The sequence below is a fragment of the Thermoactinomyces intermedius genome (assembly GCF_013912365.1).
Classification (GTDB): Bacteria; Bacillota; Bacilli; order Thermoactinomycetales; family Thermoactinomycetaceae; genus Thermoactinomyces; species Thermoactinomyces intermedius.
This window is the reverse complement of sequence record NZ_JACETT010000006.1, coordinates 45,179-57,540: the sequence shown is the minus strand read 5'-3', so window position 1 is coordinate 57,540 and position 12,362 is coordinate 45,179. Positions and strand designations below refer to the sequence as shown.

Genomic DNA, 12,362 nt, shown 5'->3' with positions numbered 1-12,362 from the left:
TCTTGAGACTCCACACGGCTGAAGCCGTGGGATTCTTGGGTAGTTAACGCCCTCAATTCATTTCTGCTTTGGGCAACTCCCAAGTTCAGGGCTGTCTCATCAGCCCGTCCCATATGGTTCTACAACTCATGTTGCATGTACCCACATGGGCGGCGTACCTACTACCAGTACGCTAGTTCTCTTGTTCCATGACTCACTCTCATGGTTTTACCCAATGGGAGAGAATCGTTCACCACTGGAACCTCAACCCATGACGTACAGGAACAAACCCACTACCAGTGGGATGAGCACCGCTCATGTGTTCGATTATACAAAAAATTGTTGCTCTAAGCAATCCCATAAAGGGATTACCGAGCAACGCCGCCTTTCATCCCACGATTGAAACCGTGGGCTTTCAGTCAGCAAAATTCTGTAAAAATGGGGGGCTGGAAGCCTCACAGAGCGACGAAGAATCGTTAACCGAAATGAAATAGGGCATATTAGCCGGCGCATCCCATCAATTAAAGGTACAATAAACCCTCCCATGTACTTCAAACCGGGAGGGTTCGGAATCCGTTTATGCAGCCAGTTTTCTTTCATCCGGAACCATGAACGCACATAGAACCGCCAAAATGGGCAATGCGGAAATCAACGATAAAATGGTGGGCACCCCGAACAAGTCGATCAGATATCCCATGAGCGTGGCTCCGATTCCCCCGGCTCCGACACCAAAACCAATGGCCAAACCGGAAGCCATAGCGATATTGCGGGGCAGCAATTTTTGCATATACACCACGGTCACGGCAAAAGAAGATAAAACAAAAAAACCGAACAAAAAGATCACCAGCCACATCGAAACCCCTTGGGCATAAGGCAACCATAAGGCAAAAGGCACCGAAGCGAGCAGGGAACCGACCAACCAGCGTTTGATCCCCAAATAATCAGACAACGCCCCGCCGATAAACGTTCCCAACGCGCCTGCCCCCAGAAACACGAAGTTTAACACCTCTGCCTGACTGTAAGACATGTTCATTTGATGCAAAAAGAAAAAAGGCAAAAAAGCGGAAACACCGACTTGGCACCAAGACCGCAATGTGATCACAATGACCAGCCAAAAAACCCCCGGCCAGTGGTTTTTTCCTTTGGATTGTTTTTTAGCTGCCTGCGACCTGCTCACCTGTTCTTTATACCAAGGCAATAAACGCAAAAGCAAAATGAGCGCGATCACTGCCAGCACACTGAACCAGAGCAGCCCTTCTTTTCCCGTATAAACCAAAAACAACGGAATCATCAAAGGTCCCAAAGCCTGGCCACCGTTGCCTCCCACCTGAAAAATCGCCTGCGCCAACCCTTTGGTATTTCCTGATGCAAAGTGGGTTCCCCGGGATGCTTCCGGATGAAAAATCCCGGAGCCGAGCCCGGATAAGGCGATCAGAAACAAAACCCATCCATAACTGGGTGCCCAGCCGGTCAGTGCCAATCCCATCACAGAAATAAACACACCGAGCGGCAACATCCAGACCATCGGTTTGTGATCCGTCCATGCGCCAAACAATGGCTGCATGACCGAGGAAGTGATATAAGAAGCGAGAATAATGAGCCCCGATTGCGTGTAAGTCAAATCAAAAGCCTGCTGATACAGCGGCAATAACGCCGGGACGATGCCGGTCGTCACCAAGTCATTCATCAGATGCGTCGTGCTGAATGTCCATACTTTCCCTTTGGACATCGGTCTTTTTGCCGGCATGGATTGTTGTATGGTATCCACCAAAGGCCCCCTTTCCCTAAAAAAAGGATGATGCCGGTTTTCGGCATCACTAAAAAATTCGGTACGTTAAATATTATTATACAATAACCTTCACAGTTTAAATCAAAAAGAGCATGGATCCAAGCTTTTCTCCTTACACCCCTCCGCTGTCGGAAGCCAAAAATTTAGGTTCTAAAAAAGTTTTTCTAAAAAATCATAAGAAAAATAATTGATATAATGAAGGGAATATAGCATTTATAACTAAATGTTATTTATAAGGGTTTTTCTCTAAAACACCCTAACTCAACTTGCAAGGAGGATCGAAATGGGCAAAACCATTGCTGTCATTGGTGCACTGGATACCAAAGGGCATGATTATGCATTTATCAAGCAGGAAATCGAAAAACACGGGCACCATGGATTTGTCATTAACACAGGTGTTTTGGGAGAACCGTTTTTTGATCCGGATATTCCTGCCGAAAAAGTGGCGGAAGCCGGTGGGAGCTCTTTGGAAGAGCTTCGAAAAAAAGCTGATAAATCTCATGCCATGTCTGTCATGACCCGGGGAATTGCCGTCATTATGAAAGAGCTGTTTCTGGAAGGAAAAATCGACGCCGGTTTTTCGATGGGAGGATCCAACGGGACCATGATCGGGACGTCCGGCTTGCAAGCCCTTCCTGTGGGAGTCCCGAAGGTGATGGTGAGCACGGTGGCCTCCGGTGATACAAAGCCTTATGTGGGGATCAGCGATATTGTCATGATTCCGTCGATATTGGATGTGGCCGGAGTCAACCGGATCAGCGCCAAAATTTATTCCAATGCCGTCGGTGCCATTGTCGGCATGTTGGAAGCCGAGGTGCCGCCCATCGATACCAAACCTTTGATCACCGCCTCCATGTTTGGAAACACCACCACGCTGGTGAATCAATGCAAACATTTGCTGGAACAAAAAGGCTATGAAGTATTGGTGTTTCACGCAACCGGCACCGGCGGGAAAACCATGGAATATTTGATTGGTCAAGGATACATAACCGGCGTGTTGGACATCACCACGACAGAATTGGCCGATGAACTGGTGGGAGGAGTGCTGTCCGCAGGCCCCACCCGGATGGATGCCGCCGCCAAGTGGGCGTTGCCTCAAGTCGTGGCGCCGGGGTGCCTGGACATGGTGAACTTTTGGGGACCGTCCACCGTGCCGGAAAAATTCAGAGACCGACTCTTTTATTATTGGAACGATAACATCACATTAATGAGAACCACCCCTGAAGAAAATGAAAAACTGGGCCGGATCCTGGCCGAAAAAATCAACCGGTCCAAAGGAGAATCCGCCGTCTTTCTTCCATTAAAAGGCGTTTCCGAACTGGATGCTCCCGGAAAAGAATTTTGGTGGCCGGAAGCCGACCAAGCGCTGTTTGATGCCATCAAGCAATACACCAATCCGGATATCCCAATCTACGAGTTGGATTGCAATATTAATGATCCGGAATTTGCCGATGCCGTGACGAAAAAATTGATGGAACTGATTCAAAAAGAAAACGAATGAAAGGAGTTTGACATCATGCCGTTTATCAGCAGAGAAGAATCACTAAAACGTTTAAGAAACACAATTCAGCAAGGAAAGCCGATTATCGGCTGCGGGGCCGGAACCGGAATTTCTGCCAAATTCGCCGAACGAGGCGGAGCCGACATCATCATTATTTATAATTCCGGCCGTTATCGCATGGCCGGTCGCGGATCCCTGGCCGGTTTGCTCCCCTATGGAGACGCCAACGCCATTGTGGTGGAAATGGCTTCCGAAGTGTTGCCGATCGTCCAAAACACTCCTGTCTTGGCCGGCGTTTGCGGCACCGATCCCTTCCGCAGAATTCCCGTTTTCCTGAAACAACTGAAAGAAATGGGATTTGACGGGGTGCAAAACTTCCCCACCGTCGGACTTTTTGACGGGAATTTCCGTCAAAACCTCGAAGAAACCGGAATGGGCTTTGATTTGGAAGTCGAAATGATTCGTGAAGCCCACCAACTGGATATGTTGACTTGTCCATACGTCTTCAATACGGAAGAAGCCGTCGCCATGGCTGAAGCCGGCGCCGATGTCCTGGTGGCGCATATGGGGTTGACCACCAAAGGTTCGATTGGAGCGGAAACGGCATTGACCTTGGAGAAATCCGCCGAACGGATTCAGGCCATCCATGATGCCGCCAAAAAAGTGAATCCCGACATCATCATCCTTTGCCACGGAGGACCCATTGCCGAACCGCAAGACGTGAAAGAAATCTTATCCATGACCAAAGGCGTGGACGGGTTCTTCGGCGCATCCAGCATCGAGCGCCTCCCCACGGAAGTGGCCATTCAAACCCAAGTGGAAAACTTTAAGAATTTATAAATGGCATAATGCAAAAAAACGCCTGGAAAAATGAATCCAGGCGTTTTTTAATGGTGGTGTGGCTGGATGGTATTGGTTGTGGAAGCCGGAAAAGCATCCACCCACACCGCATTGAGCGGAAACGAAACGATAATGAGTGCGATCGAAAACAAAACCCCCCAACCGGCGATTTTCTTTTCCCGCATGGCTTCCATCTTTTTATCCGCTTTTTTCACTTCCTGTGCAATCAATTGGATGATCAACGCCATGGCAAGGACAAACGAGACAATCACCACGGCCAGGGTCCATGCCGAATTTTCGGGAACCATCATCACCCCCAGCATGGCCCCCATCATTCCTCCCATGATCCCTGCCAAAAACCCGTCCAGGGAAGCCAGGAGGTGAACCGGTTTACCGGTAAAATAACCGGCAACCATCCCAAACGCCATGGCAATCTCCGTGGAAACCCTCATGGTTTCCAGAAAAACACCGAGCAAGGTTCCCAATAACAAACTGCTCATCATGGCCACACCCATGGAAACCATCATGCCCGTCATTTTGCTCAGAAAACGGTTATGTATGTTGGCGATGATCATCACATAAGCCGTAAACCCGATCCAGATCAGACATCCGACTGCCAATGTAGCCAATCTCGCACCCCCATCCCGGGTTTATTATATTTATAGTCCTCCTTTTTCGCATGATTCCTTCGGGCTATATTGAGAGATTTTTTGCTTTAAAAGAACAAAAAAGGAGGAATCACTCCTCCTTTGAATCCAATGAACAGGCAAAATCCCACAAAGTATATTCGCTCGAAACCAGAACGGAACGGCATCCCGCTCTTTTGCCCGCTTCCAGATCGACTTGCCGGTCCCCCACCATCCATGACCGGGACAAATCCACTTGATGCTTCTTTGCCAGCTCCAAAATCATGCCGGCTTGGGGTTTGCGGCAAGAGCAACCTTCAAAAGGTTTGTGGGGACAATACAAGATGTCGTCAATGATGGCCCCGGGATGTCCGGCGATTAAATCATTCTGCATTTTTTCATGGATTTTTTTTAAGGTTTTTTCCTGGATATAACCCAGTCCCACCCCGCCTTGATTGGTAACCACAAAAATTTTGTACCCGAGTCCCCTTAATTTGGCAATCGCTTCCGGAACTTTCTCCAGCAAATAAAAATCCTGCGGCCGGTTGACATGATCCACCCGGCCCGTCATCACTTCGTTGATGACCCCGTCCCGGTCGAGAAAAACGGCTTTGTTTTGTCCCTTCAACTTCTACCCACCTTTTGGTCTTTTTGATTATCATAATGGAAAAAAGGCCTTTGTGCGATCGGCTTCGGTCCCAAGCCGTACTTTGCGTTTTCGCATGTCTGTTGTATACTAAAAGGCAGGACTTTTTTCGGGGAAACTGATGAAAAGGGGAAGTGATCTGTATGGAAACCAATGATCAAAATTATCGTGTGCTCCTATACTATAAATATACACCTTTGGAAGACCCGGAATCCTTCGCGGATGAACACCGTGCATTTTGTAACGAACTGGGCTTGCGGGGACGGATCTGGGTTTCCAAAGAAGGAATTAACGGAACGGTGTCGGGAACGGTTGAGCAAACCCAAAAATATATGGATTACATGCATCAGCATCCGCTGTTCCATGATATGCCCTTTAAGGTGGACAAACACCACAAACATGCATTCAAAAAAATGATTGTACGCCCGAAAAAAGAATTGGTCACCTGGCGTTTGAAAAAGAACGTGGATCCCAACAAAAAAACGGGAAAACGTTTGTCGCCCAAGGAATTTTATGAAATGCTCCAACGGGATGACGTAATTGTGTTGGACGGAAGAAACGATTATGAGTATGACATCGGCCATTTTCGCGGAGCCATCCGCCCGGATGTCAAAACCACCCGCGAGTTCCCGGAATGGATTCGCAAAAACATGAGCCAATACAAAGACAAACCGATCATCACTTATTGCACCGGGGGTATCCGTTGTGAAAAATTGACAGCCTTGATGTTGGAAGAAGGGTTTAAGGAAGTTTACCAGCTGGACGGTGGAATCATTACCTACAGCCAGGATCCGGAAGTCAAAGGGCAACTCTTTGACGGGAAATGTTATGTTTTTGATGAGCGCATCTCGGTCCGCATCAATCAAGTCGAAGACAAGATCGTCGGGAAATGTTCCCATTGCGGAAAACCCGAAGACCGCTACATCAATTGCAAATACGATCCTTGCCATAAACAGCACATTTGTTGTCCCGAATGCGAAGAAAAATATGAAGGCTATTGCACCACGGAATGCAAAGAACGGGATCTTCAAAAAGCAGCCAAAGAAGCAAGCGCTTCTTAATCAGCGCAACAATAAAGCTTGTCGCCAAGTCATCCGGGCGACAAGCTTTATTTTTTCTTACCGCACTTTGATCATTTTATCCGGATCGTGCCGGTGTTCTTCATAAAATTTGACACAAACCTGAATGTAATCTTTAAAATCCGCACACTTGATCCCTGAATCTTTTAAATCTTCCAACGCTTGTGAGCAATCGTATTCCGCTTTCAGGCGAAAATATTCGATGGTCTCTTTTTCCACCATCAGCCACCTTCGAAACGCCGGAATTAAAAGCAAGCCGTATACAATAAAAGAAGGCAGCGTAAAGGACGCTTTCTTTCCAACCAACGTCTCGCAAATGATTCCGAACGCTTCCCGGGCCGGATAAGGGTTGGGATCGGTCAAATGATACACTTTTCCTTCCCCCACCGGATGAGTGGCCAAATAGCATGTTGCGTCCACGATATAATCCACCGGCACGAGATTTAACAAGGCTTTCCCCCGGCCCGGATAAGGAATGGGGAAACGGGAAAATTTGTCCAAATAACGCATCACAAAGTAAGGCCCGTCGAACTTGACCGTCTCCCCCGTTTTGGAATCTCCCATGACAATTCCCGGTCGGATAATGGTCAAAGGCACTTGATTCATGAGCTTCTGGGTCATGACTTCCGCTTCGAACTTGCTTGCTTCATAATGGTTTTTAAAAGACTGTCCTTCATCCAATTCGGTCTCCAAAATCCGGCCGGTCCGCTTGCCTGAAACATAGGCGGTGCTGAAATAAACGTATCGCTTCAATCCGGATAAACTCAGGACGAAATCGTTTACATTTTGGGTGCCGGTCACATTCACCTTATGCGCCGTCTCCTTGGGAACCGCCAAATCATAAATCGCGGCCAGATGAAAAACATAATCGATCTCCTCACGGAGACGTTCCAAGCGTTGCTGCGGGATGTCCAAATTTTCCTTGGTAATGTCGCCGGGAATCAGGCTGAAACATCCTCTGGACCCCGCTTTCTTTTGCGTTAATTGCGAAATCACTTTTTCCGCCTTCTCTTGTTGACTGGGGTGAACCAACAGCAGGAAACGGGAAGACGGATCCTGGTCAAACAACTTTTCAACCAGCCGGGTGGCAATAAATCCGGGGAAACCGGTAAAAAAGTAAGTATGTGAAGGCATAAGATCCCCCCTTTAAATGAAATGCAGGCACAGCCTCCCGGTTTGGGAGGCTTATGTGCCGATATTATTTTCCTTTAAAAGACGGTTTGCGTTTGGAAAAGAAAGCAGCAACCCCTTCGATGGCATCTTCCGTGCGCATCACGGCCAGCATGTTTTCGCGTTCGACTTTCAACCCTTCCGGCAGTTCCTTCCGGCTCCCGTTGATGACCGATTGGATGATTCCTTTCATGGCAACGGGCGGTCCTTCGGCCAATTGTTTGGCCCATTCAAACGCTTCTTCGGCCAACCGTTCCGCAGGCACAACTTTATTGACCAGTCCGATTTCCAATGCTTCCTGTGCGGAAATTCTTTTCCCTTCCAGCATGATTTCCAAAGCGCGCCTTTGCCCGATCAGACGTGGTAACCGTTGTGTTCCACCGTAACCCGGCATAATCCCCAACCGGACTTCCGGCAATCCGAATTCGGCATGGTCGGCGGCAATCGCCAAGTGGCAAGCCATTTGCAATTCGTTTCCGCCACCCAACGCTTTCCCGTTGATGGAAGCAATCACCGGTTTGGGGAAGTTTTCAATCCGGTCGAATAAATCATGGATTTGTTTTAAGAAACCTTCAGCCTGTTCCCGATCCCCCATCCCGCCAAACTCGGAAACATCCGCACCGGCGGAAAAAGTTTTTTCTCCCGCACCGGTGAGGATCAAACTCCGGACGGACGGATCCTTTTCCAATTGATCCAAAATGGAACCCAATTCAATCAGGGCATCCCGGCTCAGCGTATTTACTGGCGGGCGGTTGATGGTGATCCGTGCAACCTGATCGCGAATCTCCACCAAAAAATGCTTCCACTCCATCAGCCTTCCTCCCGTTCAATAATGACTGCAAGCGCCATTCCGAATCCGATGCACATCGTGGCCAACCCGTAACGTTCCTTCCGGCGTTCCAGCTCATTGACCAATGTCGCGATAATCCGGGCCCCACTGGCTCCGAGCGGATGCCCCAATGCAATCGCGCCTCCGTTGGGGTTGACTTTTTCCATGTCCGGTTTGATCTCCTGCTTCCAGGCAAGAACCACCGAAGCAAACGCTTCATTGACCTCAAACACGCCGATGTCGTCCAAACTTAAACCGGCACGGTCCAACACTTTTCGGGTGGCGGGAATGATCCCCGTCAGCATGATATCCGGCTCCACACCTGCCAATTGCGTGGCCACCACCCGGGCTTTCGGGACAAGCCCCAATTCTTTGGCTTTCCGGCGGGAGGTGAGCAAAACAGCGGCCGAACCGTCACTGATCTGGCTGGAATTTCCCGGTGTCACATTGCCGTCGGGACGGAAGGAGGGAGACAATTGAGCCAGTGCTTCCAAACTGGTATTGGCCCGGGGAGTCTCATCCTTGTCCAGTTTCACCAGTTCCCCTTTATCTCCTTTGATTTCCACCGGCACCAGCTCGTTGTCAAAGCGTCCTTCCTGTTGTGCGGCCAGCGCCTTTTCATGGCTGTGCAATGAAAATTCGTCCATCTCTTCACGGGAGATTCCCCATTTTTCGGCGATCATTTCCGCCGAGAGCCCTTGCGGAATAATGTTGTATCTGGATAACAGCCGGTCGCTGAAACTGCCGCCGTCACTGCCCATGGGGACCCGGTTCATGCTTTCCACCCCGGCCGCGATCACACAATCCGCCATTCCCGCCATGATGGCATGAGCCCCTTGGGCCACAGTTTCCAAAGAGGAAGCACACATCCGGTTGACACTCACTCCGCACACTTCCACCGGAAACCCTGCGATCAAGCCGGCCATTCTGCCGATATTGTATCCTTGCTCGCCGATTTGCGTGACGCATCCCATTTTAATGTCTTCCACTTCTGCCGGACCCAGTTGGTTTTTCTCCACCAGCTTTTGCAGGACGAAAGCTGCCATGTCATCAGGCCGGACCGTCGAGAGTGTTCCTTTTTTCCGCCCGATCGGTGTCCGGATGGCATCAATGATCACTGCATCGCGGTCACTCATGCTTTTCTCTCCTTTCTTCATCAAAAAGTAAACAGATCGATTCCGCCTGCAACCGGAAGTCCGACCCCGGTAATGTATTTGGCCTGATCTGATGACAAGAACACGATGGCATATGCAATATCCTCCGGTTCCCCCGGTCTTTTAAAAGCCGTCCGTTCAATCATGCGCTCCCGCATTTTCGGGTTGGTGTATTGAAAAGCCTCCGTATTGATAATTCCCGGCACAATGGCATTGGACGTAATATTGTACCGGGCCCCTTCCAAAGCCAAGGTTTTGGTCAAGCCCAGGATTCCCGCTTTGGTGGTTGAATAACTGGCTTGTCCGTATCCTCCCAAGGTTCCGGCCACAGAAGCCATATTGATGATGCGTCCCCATTTCTGTTCTTTCATATAGGGCCAAACCGCTTTGGAACAGTTGTAAGCTCCGGTCAAATTCACCTTCAAATCCCGGTCCCAAAAATCATCATTCTGGTGTTCCAGACGCGCTGTATGATCCAAGGTCCCGGCATTGTTGACCAAGATGTCAATCCGCCCGAACTTGTCCTTGATTTCAGCCATGACCTTTTGGACTTCTTCCCGGTCCGTGACATCCATCCGGTATGCCGCCGAGCGCCGTCCCATTTCTTCAATTTGTTTGGCCGTGGATTTGGTGTAAATGGTTTTGGATTGAGCCATGATTTGGGACATCGGCCCGTACTGTTCGGACTTTTCCTCCAATTTCTCGTCTTCTTCGATCAAAATATCCGTCACCACCACATCGGCTCCGGCTTCTGCCAACTTCAAAGCGTCCATTCTCCCCAAACCGCGGGAAGCCCCGGTGACAACCGCCACTTTTCCTTTGAGTGGAAGATTCATGATGTACCTCCTTGCTTTGCGGATTCTAAAATAATCATGCGCGGATGAGAAACATCCCCGTACATTTGGGCAATTTCATTTTTATAAATTTTTTCGATCTCATGTGTCCGTACTTTCAATGAAGGCGTGATCTCTCCGGTTTCCTCTGTCCACTCCCGTCCGGATATCCAAGCTTTTTTGGGCCGTTCATAACGGGGGAAATGCTTGACCGCCTGCTTGATCTCGTTTTGAAGAAGCGTTTTCACTTCTTCGCATTCGACCAGCTTCTCACGGGAATCGGCAGGCAAATTCTTCTTCTTTGCCCAAGGGACCAGCTGTTCAAAATCAGGTTCGATCAACACGGTGGTGTATTTTCGGTCTTGGCCGATTAAACAGCACTGGTTGATGTACAAACTGGCGCAAATCGCATTTTCCACCGGTTGGGGACTCACATTTTTTCCGGTGGACAGGATCAAAAGCCGTTTTTTCCGGTCCGTGATTTTCAAATAACCTTCCTCGTTGATTTCACCCAGATCCCCTGTCTTCAACCATCCGTTGTGGAACTGATTGGCGGTTGCTTCCTCATTTCGGTAATACCCTTGCATCACATTGGGACCGCGAACCCAAATTTCGCCGTCCTCGGCGATACTGACTTCCAAGTTGGGCAGCGGCAGCCCCACAGTTCCGATCCGGGCACGGGAAAACGGATTGACACTGATCACCGGTGAGGTTTCGGTCAGTCCGTATCCCTCCAACACCGGCACATCAATCGCCCAAAAGAACCGGGCGATGTCGGGATTCAAAGCAGCACCGCCCGAAATCAAACCGCGCAGCCGCCCGCCCAGTTGCGATTTGATCTTCTGAAAAACGAGCTTGTCGGCAATTTTCCATTTCCATTTCAGATCCGGCGGCAAATCATGCATCATCAAATAATCAGCCGGCTTGCTGGTGTACAGTTCATACCGTTTTTCCCCGATCTTAAGAGCCCATTCAAAAACCGCACGGCGGATCGGTGTCCCCGATTGGATCTCTTCTTGGACGCGGGCATAAATTTTTTCAAAAAGCCTTGGCACACTGGTCATCACCGTGGGACGAACCTCCAACAGATTTTGCGGGATCGTCTCCAGGCTTTCTGCATAAGCAATCGTGGCCCCGACCGATAACGGCATAAACTGTCCGGCCATTCGTTCAAAAACATGCGCCAGCGGCAGATAGGACAAGAAAATGTCATCGTGCCGGGCTTCCATGCACCAAATTTGAATTCCCTCAATATTGGATAAAAAATTTCCGTGTGTTAACATAGCACCCTTGGGAACACCCGTCGTTCCGGATGTATGGATGATGGTCATCAGTTGATCGCGCCCGATTGCTTTCCAAATCTCTGACCATTGATCCAGCGGGTGTTCCTTTCCTTGGCGCTCCAAGGAAGAAAAGGTGACGATATTCCCGTTATTTCCTGAATATTCTCTGAATCCCATATAAATAATGGTATGGACATCGTTTTGGCCATGGATGACTTTTTGGAGTTGTTCTTCATCCTCTACAAAAACCACTTCGCAGTCTGCTTGTTTTAAAATGGTGTTGACATGGTCCGCAGGAAGGGACGGGTAGACCGGCACGCTGACAGCCCCCAAACTGCCGACAGCCAGATCCGCAATGGGCCATTTGTATTGATTGTTGGAAAGGATGCCGACTTTGGTATCCTTCCGGACCCCGAAACGATACAATCCTGCGGCCACCCATTGAATACGGTTCCAAAAATTCTGATAAGTGAGTGTTTGGTAAGTGTTGTTTTCTTTCCACTTCAGTGCGATATTGTCCGGATATTTTTCAACGGAGCGCCATACCATTTCCACCAGATTTTGGTTTTTCATTGGCAGCCCTCCAGAAGCAGTGATATGACGCCTGAGGCAGTTCCCGGTCCGGACCGGGAA

The 12,362-nt window shown here is 49.3% G+C and carries 11 protein-coding genes; 3 read left to right on the top strand and 8 right to left on the bottom strand.

The features are described from left to right. Positions 1 to 556 precede the first annotated feature (556 nt). On the bottom strand, positions 557 to 1,747 hold the full coding sequence (locus tag H1R82_RS02390) for an MFS transporter (RefSeq protein WP_244932701.1): 1,191 nt from the start codon (positions 1,745 to 1,747) through the stop codon (positions 557 to 559). A gap of 304 nt (positions 1,748 to 2,051) precedes the next feature. Here H1R82_RS02390 and H1R82_RS02385 point away from each other — a divergent pair, with 304 nt between their 5' ends. Together H1R82_RS02385 and H1R82_RS02380 are read left to right on the top strand one after the other, a co-directional pair. Beyond that, entirely contained in the window at positions 2,052 to 3,269 is a 1,218-nt protein-coding gene (locus tag H1R82_RS02385) for a Tm-1-like ATP-binding domain-containing protein (RefSeq protein ID WP_181732124.1), read from the top strand. A 15-nt stretch (positions 3,270 to 3,284) separates the two neighbouring features. Continuing rightward, positions 3,285 to 4,109: a phosphoenolpyruvate hydrolase family protein gene (locus H1R82_RS02380; protein WP_181732123.1), complete on the top strand. Its 825-nt coding sequence runs from the start codon at positions 3,285 to 3,287 to the stop codon at positions 4,107 to 4,109. 47 nt (positions 4,110 to 4,156) lie between these two features. On the opposite strand, the gene H1R82_RS02375 is transcribed toward H1R82_RS02380, so the two are convergent. Then, positions 4,157 to 4,738 (bottom strand): hypothetical protein, encoded by a 582-nt coding sequence (locus H1R82_RS02375; RefSeq protein WP_181732122.1) that lies wholly within the window; start codon positions 4,736 to 4,738, stop codon positions 4,157 to 4,159. 109 nt (positions 4,739 to 4,847) lie between these two features. Further along, on the bottom strand, positions 4,848 to 5,363 hold the full coding sequence (locus tag H1R82_RS02370) for a D-glycero-alpha-D-manno-heptose-1,7-bisphosphate 7-phosphatase (RefSeq protein WP_181732121.1): 516 nt from the start codon (positions 5,361 to 5,363) through the stop codon (positions 4,848 to 4,850). Positions 5,364 to 5,524: 161 nt separating this feature from the next. Between H1R82_RS02370 and trhO the strand changes: the two genes are divergently transcribed. Next, a complete protein-coding gene (trhO, locus tag H1R82_RS02365) occupies positions 5,525 to 6,442 on the top strand; it encodes an oxygen-dependent tRNA uridine(34) hydroxylase TrhO (protein WP_181732120.1) in 918 nt (305 codons plus the stop codon). A 57-nt stretch (positions 6,443 to 6,499) separates the two neighbouring features. Here the strand turns inward: trhO and H1R82_RS02360 are convergent, their stop codons facing one another. From H1R82_RS02360 to H1R82_RS02340, 5 genes are all read right to left on the bottom strand, one after another. Next, the gene (locus H1R82_RS02360; RefSeq protein ID WP_181732119.1) at positions 6,500 to 7,594 is read right to left on the bottom strand and encodes an SDR family oxidoreductase; all 1,095 of its coding nucleotides are present in this window, start codon (positions 7,592 to 7,594) and stop codon (positions 6,500 to 6,502) included. 64 nt (positions 7,595 to 7,658) lie between these two features. Further along, on the bottom strand, positions 7,659 to 8,441 hold the full coding sequence (locus tag H1R82_RS02355; RefSeq protein WP_049720085.1) for an enoyl-CoA hydratase/isomerase family protein: 783 nt from the start codon (positions 8,439 to 8,441) through the stop codon (positions 7,659 to 7,661). After that, positions 8,441 to 9,595 (bottom strand): thiolase family protein, encoded by a 1,155-nt coding sequence (locus tag H1R82_RS02350; protein WP_181732118.1) that lies wholly within the window; start codon positions 9,593 to 9,595, stop codon positions 8,441 to 8,443. The genes H1R82_RS02355 and H1R82_RS02350 overlap by 1 nt, the downstream gene beginning before the upstream one ends. 20 nt (positions 9,596 to 9,615) lie before the next feature. Continuing rightward, positions 9,616 to 10,449 carry an SDR family NAD(P)-dependent oxidoreductase gene (locus H1R82_RS02345; RefSeq protein ID WP_181732117.1) on the bottom strand — a complete coding sequence of 278 codons (834 nt, stop codon included), beginning with the start codon at positions 10,447 to 10,449 and terminating at the stop codon, positions 9,616 to 9,618. Further along, positions 10,446 to 12,302 (bottom strand): AMP-dependent synthetase/ligase, encoded by a 1,857-nt coding sequence (locus tag H1R82_RS02340; protein WP_181732116.1) that lies wholly within the window; start codon positions 12,300 to 12,302, stop codon positions 10,446 to 10,448. The genes H1R82_RS02345 and H1R82_RS02340 overlap by 4 nt, the downstream gene beginning before the upstream one ends. Positions 12,303 to 12,362: the final 60 nt, after the last annotated feature.

Bases quoted from the DNA above. Each gene is read 5' to 3' on its own strand.
- H1R82_RS02340 (WP_181732116.1), bottom strand. From the start codon at position 12,302: ATGAAAAACCAAAATCTGGTGGAAATGGTATGGCGCTCCGTTGAAAAA.
- H1R82_RS02345 (WP_181732117.1), bottom strand. From the start codon at position 10,449: ATGAATCTTCCACTCAAAGGAAAAGTGGCGGTTGTCACCGGGGCTTCC.
- H1R82_RS02355 (WP_049720085.1), bottom strand. From the start codon at position 8,441: ATGGAGTGGAAGCATTTTTTGGTGGAGATTCGCGATCAGGTTGCACGG.
- H1R82_RS02350 (WP_181732118.1), bottom strand. From the start codon at position 9,595: ATGAGTGACCGCGATGCAGTGATCATTGATGCCATCCGGACACCGATC.
- H1R82_RS02360 (WP_181732119.1), bottom strand. From the start codon at position 7,594: ATGCCTTCACATACTTACTTTTTTACCGGTTTCCCCGGATTTATTGCC.
- H1R82_RS02380 (WP_181732123.1), top strand. From the start codon at position 3,285: ATGCCGTTTATCAGCAGAGAAGAATCACTAAAACGTTTAAGAAACACA.
- H1R82_RS02385 (WP_181732124.1), top strand. From the start codon at position 2,052: ATGGGCAAAACCATTGCTGTCATTGGTGCACTGGATACCAAAGGGCAT.
- trhO (WP_181732120.1), top strand. From the start codon at position 5,525: ATGGAAACCAATGATCAAAATTATCGTGTGCTCCTATACTATAAATAT.